Source organism: Streptomyces sp. NPDC001514, assembly GCF_053597075.1.
In genome coordinates, this window is record NZ_JBSFHO010000003.1 from 24,282 (window position 1) to 47,325 (window position 23,044).

At 70.2% G+C, this 23,044-nt stretch carries 13 protein-coding genes; 10 read left to right on the top strand and 3 right to left on the bottom strand.

Annotated elements, in window-relative coordinates:
• Positions 1 to 97: 97 nt before the first annotated feature.
• From ACWCXB_RS04715 to ACWCXB_RS04725, 3 genes are all read left to right on the top strand, one after another.
• Positions 98 to 1,603: a class I adenylate-forming enzyme family protein gene (locus ACWCXB_RS04715; protein WP_450719003.1), complete on the top strand. Its 1,506-nt coding sequence runs from the start codon at positions 98 to 100 to the stop codon at positions 1,601 to 1,603.
• A 103-nt stretch (positions 1,604 to 1,706) separates the two neighbouring features.
• Complete coding sequence (locus tag ACWCXB_RS04720) at positions 1,707 to 3,512, top strand: DUF3556 domain-containing protein (RefSeq protein ID WP_450719005.1); 1,806 nt, start codon at positions 1,707 to 1,709, stop codon at positions 3,510 to 3,512.
• On the top strand, positions 3,509 to 4,936 hold the full coding sequence (locus ACWCXB_RS04725; protein WP_450719007.1) for a phytoene desaturase family protein: 1,428 nt from the start codon (positions 3,509 to 3,511) through the stop codon (positions 4,934 to 4,936). The genes ACWCXB_RS04720 and ACWCXB_RS04725 overlap by 4 nt, the downstream gene beginning before the upstream one ends.
• A 148-nt stretch (positions 4,937 to 5,084) precedes the next feature.
• On the opposite strand, the gene ACWCXB_RS04730 is transcribed toward ACWCXB_RS04725, so the two are convergent.
• Positions 5,085 to 7,928: a glycoside hydrolase family 3 C-terminal domain-containing protein gene (locus ACWCXB_RS04730; RefSeq protein WP_450719009.1), complete on the bottom strand. Its 2,844-nt coding sequence runs from the start codon at positions 7,926 to 7,928 to the stop codon at positions 5,085 to 5,087.
• Positions 7,929 to 8,351: 423 nt separating this feature from the next.
• Between ACWCXB_RS04730 and ACWCXB_RS04735 the strand changes: the two genes are divergently transcribed.
• The 7 genes from ACWCXB_RS04735 to ACWCXB_RS04765 all read left to right on the top strand — a co-directional run bounded on the left by ACWCXB_RS04735 (position 8,352) and on the right by ACWCXB_RS04765 (position 19,323).
• A complete protein-coding gene (locus ACWCXB_RS04735; RefSeq protein ID WP_450719011.1) occupies positions 8,352 to 10,031 on the top strand; it encodes an extracellular solute-binding protein in 1,680 nt (559 codons plus the stop codon).
• Complete coding sequence (locus ACWCXB_RS04740) at positions 10,031 to 11,083, top strand: ABC transporter permease (RefSeq protein ID WP_450719012.1); 1,053 nt, start codon at positions 10,031 to 10,033, stop codon at positions 11,081 to 11,083. The genes ACWCXB_RS04735 and ACWCXB_RS04740 overlap by 1 nt, the downstream gene beginning before the upstream one ends.
• Entirely contained in the window at positions 11,080 to 12,006 is a 927-nt protein-coding gene (locus ACWCXB_RS04745) for a carbohydrate ABC transporter permease (protein ID WP_450719013.1), read from the top strand. Before ACWCXB_RS04740 ends, ACWCXB_RS04745 begins: the two co-directional genes overlap by 4 nt.
• A gap of 168 nt (positions 12,007 to 12,174) precedes the next feature.
• Positions 12,175 to 14,400, top strand: a complete 2,226-nt coding sequence (locus ACWCXB_RS04750) for a 1,4-beta-glucanase (protein WP_450719015.1) — start codon at positions 12,175 to 12,177, stop codon at positions 14,398 to 14,400.
• Complete coding sequence (locus tag ACWCXB_RS04755; protein WP_450719017.1) at positions 14,400 to 16,394, top strand: beta-galactosidase; 1,995 nt, start codon at positions 14,400 to 14,402, stop codon at positions 16,392 to 16,394. The genes ACWCXB_RS04750 and ACWCXB_RS04755 overlap by 1 nt, the downstream gene beginning before the upstream one ends.
• On the top strand, positions 16,391 to 18,574 hold the full coding sequence (locus ACWCXB_RS04760) for a glycosyl hydrolase family 95 catalytic domain-containing protein (RefSeq protein ID WP_450719019.1): 2,184 nt from the start codon (positions 16,391 to 16,393) through the stop codon (positions 18,572 to 18,574). Before ACWCXB_RS04755 ends, ACWCXB_RS04760 begins: the two co-directional genes overlap by 4 nt.
• A gap of 35 nt (positions 18,575 to 18,609) precedes the next feature.
• Entirely contained in the window at positions 18,610 to 19,323 is a 714-nt protein-coding gene (locus tag ACWCXB_RS04765) for a glycoside hydrolase family 12 protein (protein ID WP_450719021.1), read from the top strand.
• Between the two features lie 226 nt (positions 19,324 to 19,549).
• Here ACWCXB_RS04765 and ACWCXB_RS04770 read toward each other — a convergent pair whose 3' ends face one another.
• Positions 19,550 to 21,619 (bottom strand): glycoside hydrolase family 31 protein, encoded by a 2,070-nt coding sequence (locus ACWCXB_RS04770; RefSeq protein ID WP_450719023.1) that lies wholly within the window; start codon positions 21,617 to 21,619, stop codon positions 19,550 to 19,552.
• Positions 21,620 to 21,777: 158 nt separating this feature from the next.
• A complete protein-coding gene (locus tag ACWCXB_RS04775) occupies positions 21,778 to 22,794 on the bottom strand; it encodes a LacI family DNA-binding transcriptional regulator (RefSeq protein WP_450719025.1) in 1,017 nt (338 codons plus the stop codon).
• Positions 22,795 to 23,044 lie beyond the last annotated feature (250 nt).

Genomic DNA, 23,044 nt, shown 5'->3' on the forward strand with positions numbered 1-23,044 from the left:
GTCCGCGTCCTGCTTTGTGCCGACGGCACAAAGGTCGGGGTCCGTACTGGAGTGCAAGCCCGTATCCGGACACGTGCCCCGTGCCTACCTTGCAGCTATGACCGCCGTCACGCTGCTACTCAATGGTGAGGAAATCGTGCAGCACATAGCTGAACTTCCGGATGTCCGGGCCGGCCGGAGTCCCACCGGACCCTGTATCGCGGATGATCGCGAGCAGCTGGACAACGACGCTTTCCTGAGACGGGTCCGATCCGCGGCGGCCGTGCTCGGCGCGCACGGAATTCGCGCCGGAGATGTGGTCGCGGTGTCGTTGCCGAATCGATTGGAACTGGTCGTCATCATGTTCGCGGCCTGGCGACTGGGCGCCGCGGTCACGCCGCTGAATCCCGCGCTCACCGAAGCCGAGGCCCGCCATCAGATCCAGGACTCCGGTGCGAAGGCGGTGATCGCCGAGGCGGGGGCCGGGAGCTTCGGGACACTCGACGCGGCCGCCGTGGCGGGTGCTTCGGTGAGGGGGTCCGAGGCCTTGGCGCCGGACGCCGTCGCACTTGCCCCCGAATCGCTGGCCCTGATCATCTACACCAGCGGGACCACGGGCCGCCCGAAGGGCGTGATGCTCGACCACGCGAACATCGCCGCGATGTGCCGGATGGTCATCGACGCCATCGGCCTGGACGAGACCGACCACAGCCTGCTGGTCCTGCCGCTGTTCCATGTCAACGGGATCGTGGTGAGCGTGCTGTCTCCGCTGCTGGCGGGCGCGCGGGCGACGATCGCCGGCCGGTTCAGCGCGTCGACGTTCTTCGACACGGTCGACGCCGTCGGGCCGACGTACTTCTCGGCCGTACCGGCGATCTACGCGATGCTGGTGTCGCTGCCCGACGAGGTGCGTCCGGACACGTCGTCGCTGCGCCGGGCGATCTGCGGGGCCGCGCCGATGCCCGCCGAACTGATCGCCCGGTTCGAGAACCGGTTCCACGTGCCGGTCGTCGAGGGCTACGGTCTGTCCGAGGGCACCTGCGCCTCGACGCTGAATCCGCCCGCCGGCTTGCGCAAGCCCGGGACGGTCGGGCTCCCGCTGCCCGGACAGACCGTCGCCGTGATGGACGCCGAGGGCAATCTTCTCGACGGCGGATCGGTCGGCGAGGTAGTGGTCCGGGGCCCGAACGTCATGCGCGGCTACCTCGGGCTGCCCGACGAGACGGCCAGGACCGTCGTCGACGGCTGGCTGCACACCGGCGACGTCGGGCGCTTCGACGCGGACGGCTATCTCATCCTGGTCGACCGGATCAAGGACATGATCATCCGCGGCGGGGAGAACATCTACCCCAAGGAGATCGAGAACGTCCTGCACACCCACGCGGCGGTGCTCGAAGCGGCGGTGGTCGGCAGGCCCGACCCCGTGCTCGGTGAGGTTCCGGTCGCATACGTCGCACTGCTTCCGGACGCGAAGGCCGCCCCCGAGGAACTCGTCGAGCACTGCCGCGGCTCACTGGCCCGCATCAAGGTACCGGTGTCGGTCCTCGTCACCGAGGCGTTGCCGAAGAATTCGGTGGGAAAGATCGACAAACTTCTCCTTCGTAGCTCAGCCGTGAGCGCGTAGAGAATCCGCGCTCAGTACACGGCATTCACCCGAACACTCGCACCGGAGATTTCCGGGCGCGGAGCCGCACGCTCAAAAACCGTTGTACGAAGGGGCGAGAACAATGGGTTTCACGACGGGTGACTTCCCGCCGGTCGACCAGGAGACGTTCCTTGAGAAACCGCTCATGGAACGCGTGAAAGAGCTGGCTCTGCACTGGGTGGAGTACGGTTTCGGTTCGCCGAAGGTGATTCCGACGACGTACGTGGTCAAGCTGCTCCTCCTTTACGTCGTCGCCGGGACGGCCCTGGTGACCTGGACCTCGGGCATCGGCCCGTTCTGGGAGGTCCAGCGCTGGTGGGACCAACCGGTCGCCTATCAGAAACTGGTGCTCTGGACGGTCTTTCTGGAGGCGGTCGGGGTGGCGGGGTCCTGGGGCCCGATTGCCGGCAAGTTCAGGCCGATGACCGGCGGGATCCTGTTCTGGGCCCGGCCGGGCACCATCCGGCTGCGCCCGTGGAAGCGCGTGCCCTTCACCGGCGGCGATCGCCGCACGGCGGCCGACGTGGCGCTCTTCCTGGCCTTCCTGGCGTCGCTGCTCACGGCGATCTTGCTGCCCGGCGAGAAGAGCGCGTCGCTCGTCGAGGTCCTGCCGGACAACACCTCGGGGCTGGTGCGCCCGGCGCTGATGATCGCACCGATCGTGCTGTACATCGTGTGCGGCCTGCGGGACAAGACACTCTTCCTGGCCGCGCGGGGCGAGCAGTACCTGCCCGCGCTGGTGTTCTTCGCCGTGCTGCCGTTCATCGACATGATCGTCGCGGCCAAGCTGCTGATCTGTGCCGTGTGGATCGGCGCCGGGGTGTCGAAGTTCGGGCTGCACTTCACCAACGTGGTGCCGCCGATGGTCTCCAACAGCCCCTGCGTGCCGGCGAAGTGGCTCAGGCGGCTGCACTACCGCGACTTCCCCCACGACATTCGCCCGTCGAAGGTCGCGGGCTTCATGGCACACGTCGGCGGCACCACCGTCGAGATCATCACCCCGCTGGTACTGCTGTTCTCCACGAACCGCTGGCTCACCCTCGCCGGCGTGGTGCTGATGGTCGTCTTCCACCTCTTCATCACGTCGACGTTCCCGCTGGCGGTGCTGGAGTGGAACATCCTGTTCGCGTACCTGACGGTCTTCCTGTTCCTCGGCTTCCCGGCCTGGGACGGCTACGGCGTCGGCGACATGTCCTCGCCCTGGCTGGCTGCCGGGATCGCCGCCGCTCTGGCGTTCTTCCCCGTCCTGGGCAATCTGCGCCCGGACCTGGTGTCGTTCCTGCCCTCGATGCGGCAGTACGCGGGCAATTGGGCCTCCGCGCTGTGGGCCTTCGCGCCGGGTGCGGAGGAGAAGCTGAACTCGCTGCGGCACCGTCCGACCCGCAACCAGGTCGACCAGCTCAAGGCGTTGGGCTACCCGCCGGTGGTCGCCGAGATCACCATGCAGCAGACGATCGCTTGGCGGTCGATGCACAGCCAGGGCCGCGGCCTGCTCTCCGTGCTCCTGAAGAACCTGCCCGATCTTGAGCAACGCACAGTGCGCGAGGCCGAGTTCGGGTGCAACTCGCTGATCGGGTTCAACTTCGGCGACGGCCATCTGCACAACCTCGACCTGATCAACGCCGTGCAGTCCCGCGTCGGGTTCGCCCCGGGGGAGTGGATCGTCGTCTGGGTGGAGTCGCAGGCCATCCACAGCTCCGTCCAGCGCTACCAGGTGATCGACGCCGCGCTCGGCGTGATCGAGCGGGGCACGTGGAAGGTCGCCGACGCGGTCCGGGAGCAGCCGTGGCTGCCGAACGGCCCGATCCCGCTCGACGTGATCTGGACCCGCGCCCAGTCGTCCTCGCAGGTTGGGGCGCAAGGCACGGTGGAAAGCATGACGACATGAGTACGGCAACGGTGATCGGCGCCGGTCCCAACGGACTCGCCGCCGCCATCGCCCTGGCCCGGGCGGGTGTGCAGGTCACGGTGCTGGAAGGGGCCGATGAGATCGGCGGCGGCGCCCGCTCCGGTGAGGCGATCCTTCCCGGACTGCTGCACGACCACTGCTCGGCCGTCCACCCGATGGCGGTCGGGTCGTCGTTCCTGCGCGGCCTCGGTCTGGAGCGCTACGGGCTGACCTGGGCGTGGCCGGAGATCGACTGCGTGCATCCGCTCGACGGCGGCTCGGCGGGCGTCCTGCACCGCTCGGTCACCGAGACCGCCACCGGTCTCGGCGCCGACGGCCGACGCTGGCGCCTGCTGTTCGAGCGGCCGTCAAAGGGCTACGACACCTTGAGCGACGACATCCTCGGCCCGCTGCTGCGCATCCCGCGCCACCCTCTTCGCCTGGCACGCTTCGGTGTCCCCGCGCTCGCCCCCGCGTCGCTGCTGGCGAAGACGTTCGTCACCGAGGAAGCGCGGGCGCTGTGGGGCGGTGTGGCCGCACATGCCTTCCACCCCCTGCACCGGCCGCTGAGCGCCAGCATCGGACTCGGCATCCTCACCGCGGGACACCGGCACGGCTGGGCCGTGGCCGTCGGCGGAACGGGCCGTATCACAGCCGCCATGGCCGCCCTGTTGACCGACCTGGGAGGAAAGATCGAGACCGGCGTACAGGTCCGGTCGGCTTCCGACCTGCCACCCGCGGACGCGACCGTCTGGGACGTGGCCCCCACCGCCCTGGCGGACATCATGGGCGACCGGCTGCCGCCCCGTGTCGCCCGCGCCTACCGGAGGTTCCGGTACGGACCCGGAGCGTTCAAGGCCGACTTCGCGGTCGAAGGCGGAGTCCCCTGGACCGCCGAAGCAGCGCGGCGGGCCGGCACGGTACACGTCGGCGGCACGTACGCCGAGATCGCCGCCACCGAGCGGGACATCCACGCCGGACGGATGCCGGCCCGGCCGTTCGTCCTGGTCGGCCAGCAGTATCTGGCCGATCCGCAGCGCTCGGTCGGAGACGTGCATCCGGTGTGGACCTACGCCCACGTACCGGCCGGCTACTCCGGCGACGCCACGGAGGCGATCACCGCCCAGATCGAGCGGTTCGCCCCGGGATTCCGGGACCGCATCGTCGGCACCGCCGTGCGCACCACACCCGGATTCGCCGCATACAACCCCAACTACGTCGGCGGCAACATCATGACCGGAGCCAAGGACATCCCCCAGTTGCTGTTCGGCCCCCGGCCCACCCTCCATCCGTACGACACCGGCCTGCCGGGCCACTACCTGTGCTCCGCGGCGACCCCGCCCGGTCCCGGCGCGCACGGAATGTGCGGCGCTCACGCCGCCGCACGAGCCCTGCGCCACCTGGGAGATCCCGCAAGGCGATGACGAGCCCGCAGCGGGCTCCCCAGGGAAGGCCGGTCGTATCGGCCCGACGTGAGGTGCCGTGATCCACATGATCAGCAAGGGGCAAGCAGGTGGGCACCCGGCACCGACGCACCGCGAGTGCGTCCGGTGCCGGGCCCCTTCCGGAACCTCAGCGGGAGAAGCCGACGTGCGTGAGCCGCAAGGGGCCGCGCAGCCCGATCCGCAGGTCCCGCACGCCGGTGGCCGCGAACTCGGCGCGGACGGTGGTGTACTCGTACGGGCCGCCGGTCGCCGTGACGTCGAGCGAGGCGAGGACCGGTCCCCCGGGCAGGGAGAGCTCGACCGTGCCCGCGCCGGCCGCCTCGACGGACACGCCCGTGACGCCGTCGCCGAAGTCGCAGCGGCGGAAGACCAGTTCGCCCGCCTCGCCGTCCGCCGGTGTCACCGCGTCGCCCGACGTCCTGCTGCGGTCGACGATGGTGGTGGCGAGGTGGTCGTCGTAGTCGGCGGCCTCCAGCCCGCGCTCGACGACGGGGCGCGGGCCCGCCGCGGGGCCGTCGATCCGGAGGGTCTCGCGCAGCCGGACGTCCGCGCTGGACGCCCCCGCCAGCAGTTCGTACGGGCCCGGCTCGACCCACCAGCGGCCGTGGGCGACATCCCAGAACCCGAGTCCCGCGACGGGGAGTTCGAAGCCCAGTTCCGCCGAGGCGCCGGGCGTCAGGTGGACCCGGCGGTACGCGGCCAGTTGGCGGCGCGGGCGGGGGATCGCGGGATCGACGGCCCGGGTGTAGAGCTGGGCGACCTCGTCGGCGGGGACGTCACCCGTGTTGGTGACGGTGAAGGAGATGCGGAGCAGTTCTCCGTCGCGCCGAACCGCAAGGTTCTCGTACGCAAAGGACGTATACGACAGGCCGTGGCCGAAGGGGAAGAGCGGGGTGCCCTCGAAGTACAGATACGTCTGGCGGCCGCCGATCACGTCGTAGTCCAGGAGGTCCGGCAGGTCGTCGTCCGAGGCGTACCAGGTCTGCGGCAGCCGGCCGGCCGGGGAGACGTCGCCGGCCAGCACGCGGGCGAGTGCCGTGCCCGCCGCCTGGCCGCCGTGCGCGGTCCACAGCAGGGCCGGGAGGTCCTCGTGACCGACGGCGTACGGGTAGGCGGAGACGAGGGTGAGCGCCGTGCGCGGGTTCGCGGCGCGGGCGGCGCGGAGCAGGCGCTCCTGGTGGGTGGGGAGGCGCAGGGTCGTGCGGTCCTCGGTCTCGCGGCCGTTGATGTGCGGGTCGTTGCCCGCGACCACGATCACCACGTCCGCCGCGTCCGCCGCGCGGCTCACCGCTTCCTCGCCGCGCTCGGTGACCATCACGGCGAAGACTTCCGCGTCCGCGGGGTCTTCCGCGGCGACCTTCACGCCGTCGGCGGCGACAGAGACGTACCGGCCCGTGCCGATGTGCTTGAGGAGGTGGCCGCTCTCGTGGGTCTCGTGCGCTTCGAGGCGGAACGTCTCCTGGACGACCCAGCCGCCGGGCTGGTCGGCGGAGGCGCGGACGAAACCGTCCTCGGCGACCGAGAGATAGCGGCCGCCGGCGGCGCGCAGCGTGAGCACGCCGTCGCCCCAGTCGATCAGCGCGAGTTCGGTCCCGGTGCCGTCGGCGGTCAGCGGCGGCAGGTCCGTGCGACCCGCGAGCAGCGCCGGGTCCAGGGCGCCCTCCGCGCCGCGCACCTCGTCGGCCGTCCCTGCGGCCTCGGGGACCGCCAGGTACGTACCGGACGAGGTCCTCAGGCGTACGCGGTCCACGCCTTCCGCGAAGGTCACGCGGTCGGCGCCGAACCGCTCGCACAGGCCCTGCAGAGGGGTCGAGCGGTGCAGCAGCGTGCCGCTGTACCAGTCGAGCTTGCACTCGTCGGCGAGCAGGCCGACCACGGCGACCCGGGTGCCGGCGGGCAGGGGCAGCAGGCCGTCGTTCTTGAGCAGGACGACTGCCTGCTCGGCGGCCTCCTGGGCGAGGGCGCGGTGGGCCGGGGTGTCGAAGTCCTTGGTGCCGGCGTACGGGTCGAGCCCCGGGTCGAACTCGCCGAGCGAGAAACGGACCGACAGCTGGCGGCGTACCGCTGTGTCGATGTCGGCCGCGGACAGCAGTCCGCGCTCCAGCGCGCCACGCACCCGCGCCACGATTGTCGAACTGTCCGTGCCGTGGTCGGTGAAGCTGTCCACTCCGGCCGCCAGCGCCGCCGCGGTCGCCTCTTCGTGCGTGTCGAAGTAGTGCTCGGAGTCGACCAGGCTGGACGGCGCGCCCGCGTCCGAACAGACCAGCAGTTCGCGTTCCGTCCAGGCGCGCAGATGCTCGCGCAGGTACGGCGACACGTGGTTGGGGCGGCCGTTGACCAGGTTGTACGCGGGCATCACCCCGGCGACCGCGCCTGCCTCGACCGTCTCGCGGAAGGCGCGCAGGTCGTACTCGTGCAGCACGCGCGGGCGGACCGAGGAGGACGAAGTGTCGCGGTCCGTCTCGTTGTTGTGGGCGAGCCAGTGCTTGAGTACGGGTGCGGTGCGCCAGTACGTGGGGTGATCGCCGCGCAGGCCGCGGGTGTAGGCGGTCGCGATGGCCGAAGTCAGCTTCGGGTCTTCGGAGTAGCCCTCCTCGCCCCGGCCCCACAGGGGATGGCGCAGCAGGTTCACCGTGGGGGACCAGACGTTGAGGCCGACCCGGTCATCACGGGCGCGCATGGCGCGCGCCTCGGTGGACACCGCCTCGCCGACCCTGCGTACGAGGTTGTCGTTCCAGGTCGCGCCCAACCCCACCGCCTGCGGGAACACGGTCGCCGGACCCATCCAGGCCACGCCGTGCAACGCCTCCTGCCCGGCGCGGAACGCGGCGACGTCCAGCCGCTCCACGGCGGGGGCGAACTGGTGCAGCATCGCGATCCGCTCGTCGAGTGTGAGCCGAGCCAGCAGATCGTCCACGCGCTCGTCGAACGGCAGATGCGGATCGCGGAAGGGTGGCGGATGTGCGGTCACGTGGGAATCCCCTTGCGGTGGAGCGCGGTGAGCGGCGTTGACGGTGGTGGGGGAGCCGGGGTTCGGGCGGCCGGGCCAGGGCGGGTGTTGAAGCGCTTCGATGCTCTGGTCGTGGAGTGGTGAGTGTCAAGACATGTCACGGCAACAACTCGGCAGACAAAAGGACTTGTGGGCGACGGGCGCGGATCCCGGAGGGGATGAGGAATATGGAAACCGACTCTTGTGTGCCTCCCTTGGTTCACTTAACCTCGCAGCAACATCGAAGCGCTTCGACTAGGGGACCTGCCGCCGGCAGCGCTGTTGTCCCGGCGCAGTCCCCCGAGGACCGAAGGGAACCGCTTCGGCTCAGCCAGTTCCACTCAAGACACCGCAGCCGACGGCCCCACCGCCGGGTGTTCTGGTGCGCCACGAAGGGTTGACGCAATGACGCCGAACGCCGCTTCCGCCTCCTCCGCCCCGAGCCGGAGAAGCTTCCTCGCCTCCACGGCGGTCGCCGCTGCAGCGGTGGCCGGTGGGATGCCGCTGCTCGCCGCCTGCAGCGATTCGGACAGCGGCTCGCGTGAGGGCACCACGTCGGGCAAGGCCGCGGACAAGCTGCTTCCGACGTACGTCGCCAGCACGGTCGCCGAGCCGGACCTTCCGTCGAAGAACGGTTCGGCGGCCGGATACACCGGCAAGGTCGACCTCTCGGCCCTCTCCACCTCGGTCCCGGACAAGCTCGGCACCGGCGCCGCCCTCAAGGTCATGTCCCCGTTCTGGGGCGCCCCGCCGAAGCCCGGATGCGCCTACTACACGGCACTCGACGCCGCGGCGGGCACCAAGATCACCTGGCAGAACCAGGACGGCAACACCTACGGCCAGAAGCTCGGCGCTGTCCTCGCCTCCAGCTCCATACCCGACATGGTGGTCGTGCCCAACTGGGAACTGGTCGGCAAGATCTCGAATGCGGTCACTGCGAAGTTCATGGACCTGGGCCCCTACCTGGCGGGCGACAAGGTCAAGAAGTACCCGAACCTGGCCGCGATCCCCTCCGACGCCTGGCGCATGGGCATCTTCGGCGGCGCGCTGCGCGGCATACCGATGCCCTCCGCCACCGCGAACTTCATCGTGCCCTACTACCGCAAGGACATCTTCGACAAGAAGGGCTACTCCGTACCCAAGTCAGCGGACGAGTTCCTCAGCTGGGCCAAGGAGGCCACCAGCGCCAAGGCCAAGGTGTATGCCTGCGGCGACATGTCCTGGGTCTCCGCCAGCATCTTCGGCGTCCGCCCTTCCGGGACGCTCGGCTGGAACATCGGGGCCGACGGCAAGCTGACGTACCGCATCGAGCAGCCCGAGTACCTCGAGGCCCTGGAGTGGACCCGCAAGCTGTTCGACGCGGGCGTGGTCCATCCCGACGACAAGGCGCGCTCGGGCGACGCGGGCCAGCGGTTCACCGCCGGGCAAATCCTGGTCTTCAACAACGACGTCTCCCACTGGTACGGCAAGACCGCCGAACAGGCCCAGTCCAACCCGGACTTCGAGATCGACGGTATGGACATCTTCGGCGCCGACGGCGGCGACCCGACCCCGTACGCCTCCCAGCCCGCCACCATCTGGTCGATGATCCGCAAGGGCGCCTCGAAGACGACCGTGGAGAACGCGCTGGCCGCCGCCAACTTCTCGGCGGCGCCCTACGGCACCAAGGAGCGGATGCTCGTCGACTACGGCGTCGAGGGCACCCACTACACGGTCAAGGACGGTGTCCCGGTCAAGACCGACCAGGGCAACACCGAGGTGATCAACGCCTGGGTGATGCTGGCCGCACCGGCCGCCTACTACGCCCACCCCGACTTCCCCGACATCGCCCGCAAGCAGGTCGAGTGGCAGCAGCGGATGGGTGCCTTCGTGAAGAAGACGTCCACGTACGGCATGAACATCGTCGAGCCGACTCGCTACGCGAACCTCTCCAGTCAGTTCGAGCAGCTGGAGATCGACTACGTGCGCGGCAACAAGAAGCTGTCCGACGTGCAGGCAGCCATCTCCACCTGGAAGTCCTCCGGCGGCGACAAGCTGCGTGACTGGTACAAGCAGCTTCTCGACAAGAACGGCAGCGGCAACTGATGTCTCTCATGGCCGAGAGCAGGGCCGATGGGAGTCGTCCCCCCGCGGCCGTCGAGGAACCGATGGCCGCGGTCGCCACAGCCGCGGCGAAGGAGCGGGTGCCGCGCAGGGCGAGCAAGGCGGGCAAGGTTCCCTACCGGATCCGGCTGCGCCGCGACCGCACGCTCATCCTGATGACGTTGCCCGTCATCGCCCTGCTCCTGCTCTTCAACTACGTCCCGCTGCTCGGCAACGTCGTCGCCTTCCAGGACTACGACCCGTACGTCTCCAGCAACGGTGTCACGGCGATCTTCCACAGTCCCTGGGTCGGGGTGGAGCAGTTCTCGCGGATGGTCGACGACCCGCTGTTCTGGAGCGCGGCGAAGAACACCATCGTGCTGTTCGTGCTCCAACTGGTGCTGTTCTTCCCGATCCCCATCGCCCTCGCGCTGCTCATCAACAGCGTGATCCGGCCCCGGGTCCGGGCCGTGGCGCAGGCGATCATGTATCTGCCGCACTTCTTCTCGTGGGTCCTCGTGGTCACCGTGTTCCAGCAGGTCTTCGGCGGCGCGGGCATCATCGCGCAGAGCCTCGAGGACCATGGGTGGAGCGGCTTCGACCTGATGACCGACGCGAGCCTCTTCAAGTACCTGGTCACCGCGCAGGCCGTTTGGAAGGACGCCGGCTGGGGGATCATCGTCTTCCTCGCCGCGCTGGCCGCGGTGAGCACCGATCTGTACGAGGCCGCCGCCATGGACGGTGCGGGGCGCTGGCGGCGCATGTGGCACGTGACGCTGCCCGCGCTACGTCCGGTGATCGCGCTGCTGCTGGTCCTGCGGGTGGGCGACGCGCTGAGCGTCGGATTCGAGCAGTTCCTGCTCCAGCGGGACGCGGTCGGCGTGGGGGCCAGCGAGGTCCTCGACACGTACGTGTGGAACATGGGTATCCAGAACGGCGACTTCAGCTACGCGGCCGCGGTCGGCCTCGTCAAGGGAGTCATCGGAGTGTGCCTCGTCGTGGGCGCGAACAAGTTCGCGCACCTGCTCGGCGAGCAGGGGGTGTACCAGAAGTGAGCCTCAACACGCAGCTCATCCGCAGCCTCAGGGCTCCCGCCCGCCCTGTGTGGGAGGAGCAGCCCAGCAAGACCGGACTCACCGCGAAAGGCGGCCTCCTCGCGCTCTGCTGCCTGGGGGTGCTCGGTCCGCTGTGGATCGTGATCGTCACCAGCCTCTCTCCCAAATCCGTGATCGACCGGGTCGGCGGCCTCGTCGTGATCCCCCAGGGCATCACCTTCGTCAACTACACGGAGCTGCTCAGCGGCGGCCAGGTCAGCCGGGCGATCACGGTCTCGGTCGGCGTCACGCTCTTCGGCACACTGTTCTCGATGACGGTGTCGGTGCTCGCGGCCTACGGCCTGTCCCGGCCGGGCAGTCTGGGCCACCGGTTCCTGCTGATGACCATCATGGCGACCATGTTCTTCGGGGCCGGCCTCATCCCGACGTACCTTCTGGTGCAGTCGCTGGGCCTCACCGACACCTATCTGTCCCTGATCCTGCCCAGCGCGGTCAGCGTCTTCAACATCCTCGTCCTGCGGGCCTTCTTCATGGGGATCTCCCCCGAACTCACCGAGTCCGCCCGCATCGACGGGGCCGGCGACCTGCGCATCCTGCTGACCATCATCATGCCGCTGTCGCGGGCGGTGCTGGCCGTCATCTCCCTGTTCTACGCGGTCGGGTACTGGAGCGCCTGGTTCAACGCCTCGATCTACCTGACCGACCAGCAGATGATGCCGCTGCAGAACGTGCTCATCCAACTGGTCCAGAAGAACACCGAGGCGCCGACCGGCCTCCAGCAGGCGGTCCGCACCGGTCAACTCTCCGCCCTGGGGCTGCAGATGGCGGTCGTGGTCCTTGCCCTGATCCCCGTCGCGATCGCATCCCCCGTCGTCCAGCGGCACTTCAAGAAGGGCATGCTCACCGGCGCGGTGAAGGGCTGACCGTTCGCCTACTGGGCAGGGTGCTTCGACCGTCCGGCGGCTGTCGGGTTGTCTGTGGCTGATCGCGCCCACGCGGCGGAGCCGCATATCGATACAGCCCTGCGCTCCTTGAGCCTCTCCACTCCCCTCTCTCGTAGAACTCCTCACTTGTAGAACGAGGTATCTGTCATGTATGCGTCCAGCCTGAGCAGACGTGCCGTTCTCGCCGGGACCGCGGCCGCCGCCGCGCTCACCGCCGTCCCTTCCCTCCCGGGGCGCGCGGCAGCCGCGGAGCCCACGGCCACGTCCGCGCCCGCCTACCGCTGGCGCAACGCCGTCATCGGCGGCACCGGCTTCGTCACCGGCGTCCTCTTCCACCCCTCCGTGCGCGGCCTCGCCTATGCGCGCACGGACATCGGGGGTGCCTACCGGTGGGACGACGGCGCCGCGCGCTGGACCCCGCTCACCGATCACCTCGGCTGGGACGACTGGAACCTCCTCGGGGCGGAGGCGGTGGCCGTCGACCCCGCGTACCCCGACCGCCTCTACCTCGCCCTCGGCACCTACTCCCAGCCCTGGGCCGGCAACGGAGCCGTCCTCCGTTCCGAGGACCGCGGCGCCACCTGGACCCGCACCGACCTCACCGTGAAGCTCGGCGCCAACGAGGACGGCCGGGGGACCGGCGAGCGGCTGCTCGTCGATCCGCGGGACAGTGACACGCTGTGGCTCGGCACCCGGCACGACGGACTGCTCAAGTCCACCGACCGGGGCGCCTCCTGGGCGCCCGCCACCGGATTCCCCGCGAACGCCAGCCCCTCCGGACAGGGCGTCACCCTCCTCGTCGCCGCCGGGCGGGCGGTCTACGCCGGCTGGGGTGACGCCGACGGCACCACAGGCTCCGTCAACCTCTACCGCACCACCGACGGCAAAACCTGGCGTCCCGTCCCCGGTCAACCCACCGGCACCTCCGCCAAGGTCCCGATCCGCGCCGCCTACGACCGTGACACCGGGGCGCTGTATGTGACGTACGCCAATGCACCCGGGCCCAACGGCCAGTCCGACGGCAGCGTGCACAAGTTGGCCACCAGCACCGGCAAGTGGACCGACGTCACGCCCGTGAAGCCGGGCGGGACCGCCCCCGACGGTTCCACCGACAACTTCGGCTACGGCGGGGTCGCCGTCGACGCCCGTAGGCCCGGTACCGTCGTCGTCTCCACCAACAACCGCTGGGCCGCCATCGACACGCTCTACCGGTCGACGGACGGTGGGCGCAGCTGGGCGTCCCTCAAGGACACCGCTGTCCTCGACGTGTCCGAGACTCCCTTCCTCAAGTGGGGTGGTGACCAGCCGAAGTTCGGCTGGTGGATCCAGGCGGTCGCCCTCGACCCGTACGACTCCTGCCACATCGTCTACGGCACCGGCGCCACCCTCTACGGCACCCGCGACCTCACCCACTGGGCCCCGCAGATCCGCGGCCTGGAGGAGACGTCCGTGCGTCAGCTGCTCTCGCCCCCGGTCGGAGAGGCGCATCTGATCAGCGCAAACGGGGACATCGGCGTGATGTACCACGAGCGGCTCACGGCGTCTCCGTCGCGCGGCATGGCGACGAACCCCGTGTTCGCGTCGGCGACGGGACTCGCGCAGGCCGCGGGCAGGCCGGCGTACGTCGTGCGCACCGGCTGGGGCGATCACGGCAACGGTGCCTACTCGAACGACGGCGGGCAGACCTGGGCGCCCTTCATGGCCCAGCCCGACATCGCCAAGAGCGCACCGGGGCCGGTGGCCACCAACGCCGACGGCAGCGTGCTGCTGTGGTCCTTCGTGCACTGGGACGGCACGAAGTACGCGGCGCATCGCTCCGCCGACAACGGCGCGACCTGGTCCGAGGTCTCCTCCTTCCCGAAGGGCGCCACTCCGGTCGCCGACCCGGCCGACCCGACGCTCTTCTACGCGTACGACTCCGACACGGGAACGCTGTACGCCAGCAGTGACAGTGGCCTTTCCTTCGCCGCCCGTGCGGCCGGACTACCCTCCGGCGACAGCCAGTTCAAGCTGGTCGCGGCGCCGGGGCGGTCCGGTGACCTGTGGCTGAGCACGAAGTGGAACGGGCTCCACCGCTCCACCGACGGCGGCGCGAGCTTCTCGAAGGTCGACAGCTGCTGGGCCTCGTACACCCTCGGCTTCGGCAAGGCCGCGGACGGCGCCGACTACCCGGCGATCTACCAGGTCGGTGCCACCGAGAACATCACCGCCGTGTATCGCTCCGACGACGAGGCCAGGACCTGGGTGCGGATCAACGACGACGCCCACCAGTGGGGCTGGACCGGCGAGGTCATCATCGGCGACCCGCGCGTGTACGGGCGGGTGTACCTGGCCACCAACGGGCGCGGGATCCAGTACGGGGAGCTCATCTGATGGCCGCGACCGACAAGCCCTCCCTCGCAGACGCCGCCCGCGGCCGTCTCCTCTTCGGCGGCGACTACAACCCCGAGCAGTGGCCCGAGGAGACCTGGCACGAGGACGTCCGCCTCATGCAGGACGCCGGCGTCAACTCCGTCACCCTCGGCGTGTTCGCCTGGGCGAAACTCGAACCCCGTCCCGGGGCACGGGAATTCGGCTGGCTCGACCGGCTCATGGACCTGATGCACGCGGGCGGCATCGGCGTCGTCCTCGCCACCCCCACCGCCTCGCCGCCCCCATGGATGGGTCGTCTCCACCCCGAGACCCTCCCGCGGGACGAGGACGGCCGCACCGAGTGGTGGGGCTCCCGTCAGCACTTCTCGCACTCCAGCGCAACCTACCGGCGCTACGCCGCCGCCATCTCCGAGGACCTCGCCGCCCGCTACGCCGGCCACCCCGCCCTCACCATGTGGCACATCAACAACGAGTACTGCACCTACGACTGGGGCGACGAGTCCGCGGCCGCCTTCCGCCGCTGGCTCCAGGACAAGTACGGCGCGCTCGACGCCCTCAACGAGGCCTGGGGAACCGCCTTCTGGGGCCAGGGCTATGGCGACTGGCACGAAATCCTGCCGCCGCGCCGCGCGCACTACATGAAGAACCCCACTCAGGTCCTGGACTTCAAGCGGTTCACCTCCGACATGCTCCTGGAGTGCTACCTCGCCGAACGCGACATCGTCGCCCGGCACACCCCGCACATCCCGGTGACGACCAACTTCATGCCGTTCTGGCAGGGCCAGGACGCCTGGACCTGGGCCGAGCAGGAGGACGTGGTCTCGGTCGACAGCTACCCGGACCCGCACGACCCCTTCGGCGGTCAGCACGGGGCGTTGCTCCACGACATGACCCGCTCGCAGGCCCGCGGCGGCCCCTGGATGCTCATGGAGCAGGCGGCCGGGTCGGTCAACTGGCGCGGGGTCAACCGTCCCAGGCCCGCCGGCCTCAACCGGCTCTGGTCCCTGCAGGCAGTGGCGCGCGGCGCCGACGCCATCTGCTACTTCCAGTGGCGGCAGTCCCGGCAGGGCTCGGAGAAGTTCCACTCCGGCATGGTCAGTCATGCGGGGGAGCACGGCCGTACCTTCCAGGAGGTCAAGCGAATCGGCGCCGAACTCGCCCTGTTGGGCGAGAAGGTGCCGGGCACGAAGGTGGACGCCCCCGAAGTCGCCGTACTCCTCGACTGGAACGCCTGGTGGGCGAGCGGGCAGGACGGGCGGCTCTCCTGCGAAGTCGACTACCCGCAGATCGTCCGCGTCTGGCACCGCGCCCTGTGGGAGGCGCACACCACCGCCGACTTCGCGCACCCCGAGCACGACCTGTCGGCGTACAAGCTGGTCGTCGTCCCGCAGCTGTACGTGATGACGGACGCGGCGATCGACAACCTGACCTCCTACGTCGAGAACGGCGGAACCCTCGTCGCCGGCTTCCAGACCGGCACCGCCGACGAGGACGACCGCGTACGCCCCGGCGGCATGGACGCCCGGCTGCGTGAGCTGTTCGGGATCCGTGTCCTGCACGAGTGGTGGCCGCTGGACGCGGGCGAGACGGTCGACATCGAGGGCTTCCGCGGCACCCTGTGGTCCGAGGAGATCGAGGCCGCGGACGGCATCACGGAGACGACGCCCTACAAGGGCGGCGAACTCGACGGTCTCCCCGCCGTCCTGCGCAACGGCCGCGCCTGGTACGTCTCCACCCTCCCCGAGCCGCACGCCCTGCGCACGCTGCTCGCCGGCATCGCCGCCGACGCGGGCGCAGGGCCGACCCTCACCGGACTCCCGGCGCGCGTGGAGGCCGTACGCCGGGGAGGGCTGCTGTTCCTGCTCAACCATGGGCGCGACGCCGTCACCGTCCCGGTACCCGGCCGCCACCGCGACTTGCTGACGGGCGCGGACGTCACCGACGGTGTGCAGCTGGGCCGTTACGGAGTCGCCGTACTGGAGGCCGCACCATGACCGGGCCGGTCCACGGAACCTGGGAGCCCGCCCCCGCCGCCCGCTGGGAGGACGCTTTCCTGACCGGCAACGGCCACCATGGCGCCCTTGTGTTCGGGGATCCGAACGACGACCGTGTCATCGTCACCCACCACACCCTCGTCCGGCCCAACGGCGGCGAACACGCCCGGCCACCGCAGCTCGCCGCCGAACTCCCCGTCCTCCAGGCCCGGTTGCTCGGCGGCGACCCGACCGCCGCCGAGGGCTTCACCGACGGCCGCCCGCTCCAATGGGTGCAGCCGTTCCACCCCGCCTTCCAGGTGCGGCTGCGGCGGCCGTCCGGCGACGGACACGGCTACCGGCGCGACGTCGACTTCGCCACCGGCGTCGTGCGGGCGGCCCGCGGCGGCTTCAGCAGCCGCGTCTTCGTCTCCCGCGCCGACGACGTGATCGTGCAGCACGTCACCGCCCCGGCCCTCACCCTCGACGTCTCCCTGGATCACCGGCTCCCCGGCGCCCCCGCCGCGCTGGGCGTCGGCCATGGAACCGTCCTCGTCCCCGAGGGCGCACTGCTCAGCCTGCGCGCCCGCTACCCGGACAGCGACCGCGCCTACACCGGCGTCACCCTGGTCGCCGTCACGGGCGGCAGGACGACGCTCGAGCCCCCCGGCGTGCACGTCGAGGGCGCCCAAGCCGTCCTGCTGCTGACCCGGGTGCGCCGGCACACCGGTGAGCTGGACGTCGTCTCGGAGGGCCGCGCCCTGCGCGATCTGCTCGCGGTGTCCGACGACCTCCTCGACCGCCACCTGCCCCTGCACCGCACCGCTTACCAGCGCGTCACCCTCGACCTCGCCGCCGACCCGGCCGATCGCGCCCTCCCCGGCTCCGAGCTGCTCCGACGCCCCCAGAGCCCGGCCCTCCTCGAACGCCTTTTCGCCGCCGGCCGCTACCACCTCCTGTCCGCCTCCGGTCTGCTCCCGCCCCGCCTGACAGGCCTGTGGACCGGCGACTGGAACACCGCCTGGTCCGGCGCGTTCACCACGAACGCCAACCTCAACCTCCAGACGGCGTCCGCCGCTGCCGCTGCGCTCCCCGAGGTAACCGAGGCCCACGCCGCCCTGATCCACCGGCAGCTTCCGCACTGGCGGGACAACGCCCGCGCGATCTTCGGCGCCCGTGGCATCGCCGCGCCCACCCACACCGACGGCGAGTCCGGGTACACGTACCACTTCTCCCGCGAATACCCCCTGCATCTGTGGACCGCCGGCGCCGACTGGCTGCTCAAACCCCTCGTCGACCACGACGAGACGCGCGGTGAGCGCGACCCCCGCACCGCCGCCGTGCTCGCCGAAGTCGCCTTGTTCTACGAGGACTTCCTCACCCGGAGCGACGCCGACGGCCACCTGGTCGTCGTCCCCTCCTACTCGCCGGAGAACCGGCCCGCGAACGCGAGCTGGGGCGCGATCAACGCGGCCATGGACCTCTCGGCGGCCCGGCACGCCCTGCGCACGGCCGCCGACCACCACCCGGAGCACGCCGACCGCTGGCGCGCCCTGGCCGACCGCCTCCCACCGCACCGCGTCAACGCCGACGGCGCCCTCGCCGAATGGGCCTGGCCGGGCCTGCAGGACAGCTACGACCATCGCCACCTCAGCCACCTCTACGGCGTCTGGCCGCTCGACGAGATCAACCCGTACGACACCCCCGACCTGGCCGAGGCGGCCCACCGGGCCCTCGCACTGCGCGGCGCCGAGAACGACTCCGCGCACGGCCACCTCCACCGCGCCCTGATCGCGGCCCGGCTCCGGGACGGCGAGCGGGTCGCGCAGGCGGTCACGCATGTCATGAACGGCGACTTCTTCCATGCCTCCTTGATGAGCGCGCACTACCCGAAGCGCGACGTCTACAACGCCGACGCCGCCCACGCCCTGCCCGCCGTACTGATCGAGATGCTCGTCCAGTCGACGCCCGACCGCCTCGTCCTCCTCCCCGCGCTGCCGGCCGCCCTCCCCACAGGCGAACTCCGCGGGGTGCGCACCCGGTTCGGGGCCGAGCTCGACCTCAGCTGGACGCCCGACAGCGCCACCGCCGTGCTGAGACCGAGCCGCACCCTCCGCGTCGACCTCCGGACTTTCTCCGGCACCCGGCCGCTCGACCTCGTCGCCGGAGAAGACCGCGTCCTCTCTCTGGAGGCGCGGTAATCCCCGCAATTCCCCCCACCCATGGAAGGGACACCATGGCAAGACGCACGCTCGGCAAGGTCACCAAGGCCCTGCTGGCCCCGGTCCTCGCGCTCGGCGCCACCATCGGCCTCGCCTCCGCACCCGCCCACGCCGCCGTCTGGTACTCCTGGGACCAGTGGGGCAACACCAACCTGGGCGGCTACACGCTCTACAACAACATCTGGGGCTCCGGCGCCGGCAGCCAGCTCATCTGGGCCAACTCCGGCACCAACTGGGGCGTCTGGGCCGACCACCCCAACACCGGCGGCATCAAGTCCTACCCCAACTCCAAGAAGGTGATCAACAAGTCGATCACCTCGCTGCGCTCGCTCACCAGCAACTACAACGTCACCGTCCCGTGGTCCGGCGCGTACAACACGTCGTACGACATCTGGGACACCGACCACGACTACGAGATCATGCTCTGGGTGAACTACACCGGGGCGGTCGGCCCGCTGGGCACCTGGCAGGCCAACGTCACCCTCGGCGGACACAACTGGAACGTCTACAAGGGCAACAACGGCGCCAACGAGGTCTTCTCGTTCCTGCGCACGTCCAACTCCAGCTCCGGCAGCGTCGACATCCTCCCCGTCCTGAGGTGGATCAAGGACACCAAGCACTGGATGGGCGACGAGACCATCGGTGACGTGCAGTTCGGCTACGAGATCACCTCCTCGTCCGGCGGTATGGACTTCCGCACCGACAACCTGACGGTCAGCAGCAGCTGACCGGCCGTCCGGGCCGGTTCCGCACCTCGGGGGCCGGCCCGGACCCGCAGAACCCACAGCATGGCCACCGCGTCCCGCACGAGCCCGATCTGGTGCTACGAGCCGGAAGCCGGACCGCGTCGGTCGCCATTACCGGCCGGCGCGTGAGCTGATCCAGGACGACCTCGGCCACCGGGACCTCCCCGGCGGCCGAGGTCGTCGTCCCCCGACCGGCGTGCCGCCGCCGCTACTCGGCGATCGGCAGCGAGGCTCCGTCCCGCAGGAACAGCGGGATGCGGTCCAGCGGTGCGTCGACGGTGACGACCTCGCCGCCCTCGTACGTCTCACCGGTCCACGCGTCGGTCCACCGGGCACCCGCCGGGAGATACGTCATCCACGTCCTCGCGCCGGACTCCAGAACCGGGGCGACCAGCAGATCCGGCCCGAACATGTACACGTGCTCGAAGCGCCAGGCAAGCTCGTCCTGCGGGAACTCCAGGAACAGTGGCCGCATCACCGGCAGGCCCTCCTCGTGGGCCTCCCGCATGACGTTCAGGACATACGGCTTCAGGCGCTCGCGCAGCCGCAAATACTGCTCGAGGATCGCGCCGGTCTCCTCGCCGTACGACCACACCTCGTTGGGACCGCCCGTCATCTCCGGGCCGAGCGGCATGCCCGGGTCGCGGAAGCCGTGCAGGCGCATCAGCGGGGACAGCGCGCCGAACTGGAACCAGCGGACCATCACCTCGCGGTACGCCGGGTCGTCAGGGTCGCCGCCGTGGAAGCCGCCGATGTCGGTGTTCCACCAGGGGATGCCGGAGAGGGCTGTGTTGAGGCCGGCCGCGATCTGTCGACGCAGGGTCGGGAAGTCGGTGCCGATGTCACCGGACCACAGAGCGGCGCCGTAGCGCTGGCTGCCCGCCCACGCCGAGCGGTTGAGGGTGATGATGTCCTCCTCGCCGGCGGCCAGCAGGCCTTCGTAGAAGGTGCGGGCGTTCTCGGCCGGGTAGATGTTGCCGACCTCCAGGCCGGGGCCCGCCCAGTAGCGCAGATTCTCCTGGAAGCCCGGCTTCAGCTCCGGCTCGCAGGCGTCCAGCCAGAAGGCCTTGATGCCGTACGGGGTGAGGTAGTTGTCGCGAACGCGCGACCACACGAACGTACGGGCGTCCGGGTTCGTGGCGTCGTAGAAGGCCACCTGAACGGTCGACGCGACCTCCTTGTCCGGCCAGTCGGCGTGCGCCATCGGGCCGTACTGGGTGCCGATGAAGTAGCCGCGCTGTTCCATGACCGGGTGGTTCTCCGACAGCGGGGAGACCGACGGCCACACGGAGACGACGAGCTTGATGCCGAGCTCGTCCAGCTCGCGGACCATCGCCGCCGGGTCCGGCCACTCCATCGGGTCGAACTTCCACTCGCCCAGATGCGTCCAGTGGAAGAAGTCGCAGACGATCGCGGAGATCGGCAGGCCGCGCCGCCTGTACTCCCGTGCCACGGCCAGCAGTTCGTCCTGGGTGCGATAGCGCAGCTTGCACTGCCAGAAGCCGGCGGCCCACTCGGGCAGCATGGGCGTACGGCCCGTCACGGCGCTGTAGCGGCGCTGGGCGTCGGCCGGGGTGCCCGCTGTGATCCAGTAGTCGATCTGGCGGGCGGAGTCGGCGACCCAACGGGTGCCGTTGTCCGCCAGCTCGACGCGGCCGATCGCGGGGCTGTTCCACAGCAGCGTGTAACCACGGCTGGAGGTGAGCACCGGAATGGTCACCTCGGCGTTGCGCTGCACCAGGTCCAGGACGGTGCCCTTCTGGTCCAGTCGCCCGTGCTGGTGCTGGCCGAGGCCGTAGAGCTTCTCGCCCTCGTACGCACAGAAGCGCTGCTCCAGGCGGTGGTGGCCGTTGCCGGTCGGCGTGTACAGACGCGGGCCCGGCCACCAGAAGTGGGCCCGTTCCTCGGTGAGCAGTTCGGTGCCGTCGTCGGTGCGGACGAACCGGATCAGGCCCTCCGAACTGACCAGGACGGTGATCGCGCCTACGGTCAACTGCCCCTGGCCTTCCTCGATCTTGACCGTCGAGGCGGGGGCGGTCCGCGGGTCATCGAGGAGCGCGCCGGGCAGTCCCTCGAGGACCGGGCCGCCGAGCCGGGCCCGTACACGGACCGCGTCCGGGCCCCAGGGCTCGATGCGTACGATCTCCTGGCGGCCGGTCCACTCCAGCGCGCCGTCGCGTTCGTGGAATGTGCCAACGGTGGGCGACGACTGGGCCAGGCTGGGGGAGTCCTCTCCGGGCTGGTTCGCGCCCGACTGGTTCACGGCAGACAGATTCACGCGGGTGCTCCTGAAGGAGTGGTGTATCGACTGGTGTGGTGACAGGTCCGGTCCGGCGGGAGCCGTGCCGGGGGAGGGACAAAGGTGCCCGGGTGCCCGTGGTGGGGCAGAGGGCGCCGGGTCGGCGTACGGCCCTGCGCAGGGCGGAGCACCGCGGCTCAGCTCTCGCCCGCCCGGGCCGGGCCGGAACTGGCCCGCACGGTCAGTTCCGGCGGGAGCAGCACCACCTCGTCCGTGCCACAGCCCTTGAGCTTGGCGACCAGGAGTTCCACGGCGCGCCGGCCCATCTCCTGGGCGGGGATGGCGACCGAGGTGAGGCGTAGCGAGGCATGTGTGGCGAGCTCGTCCGGGCAGATCGCGACCACCGACACGTCCTCGGGGACCGCTCGGCCCTGCTGACGCAGCAGCGCGAGAAGCGGCTCGACCGCGGACTCGTTCTGCACGACGAACCCCGTGGTTACCGGGCGCTCGTCGAAGATCCGGGCCAGGGTCACGGACATCGCGTCGTAGCCGCCCTCGCAGGGCCGGTGCAGCACACGCACCCCGAGCTCGCGGGAGCGGGAGCGCACGCCGTCCAGGGTGCGCTCCGCGAAGCCCGTGTGCCGCTCGTACACTGCGGGGGCTTCGCCGACGACAGCGATGTCACGGTGGCCGAACGTGGCCAGGTGTTCGACGCACAGAGCGCCGGTCGCGGTGAAGTCGAGGTCGACGCAGGTGAGACCGGACGTGTCGGCGGGCAGCCCGATGAGCACGGAGGGCTGGTCGGTGCTGCGCAGCAACGGCAGCCGCTCGTCGTGGAGTTCGACGTCCATCATGATCATCGCCTCGGCGAGCCCGCTGCCGGTGACGCGTCGGACTGCGTCGGGTCCTTCCTCGCCGGTGAGCAGCAGCACGTCGTATCCGTGCGCGCGGGCCGTGGTCGCCACCGCGATGGCGATCTGCATCATCACGGGCATATACATGTCGGTGCGCAGCGGAATCATCAGTGCGATGATGTTCGACCGGCTGCTGGCCAGGGCCCGGGCCCCTGCGTTGGGATGGTAGCCGAGCTCCGCGATGCTCCGCTCGACCCGCTGTCGGGTGTCCGCGGAGATGGACCGCTTGCCGCTGAGGACATAGCTCACCGTGCTGGCCGAGACTCCGGCGTGCTGGGCAACCTCGGCCAGGGTGACCATCCAGCTCTCTCCAAGCGTGATGTGAAGCGCTTCGACTGTGCTTCGACGTGTGTTTTCGAAGGGACTTCGCGAAGGCTCTGCTGCGGATAATAAGGGTTGAGGGTGATCCGACAGTAGCCTCACGGCGCGGGGGTGTCCATAGCTCGTTGAAGCGCTTCGACTGGTGTCGTCGACGGGGTAACACCAGGGTCTCGGGTCGCCGGTTCGCCGCAACGCGGGCACTGGCAGGAGGGGGCCAGTGGGACACCGG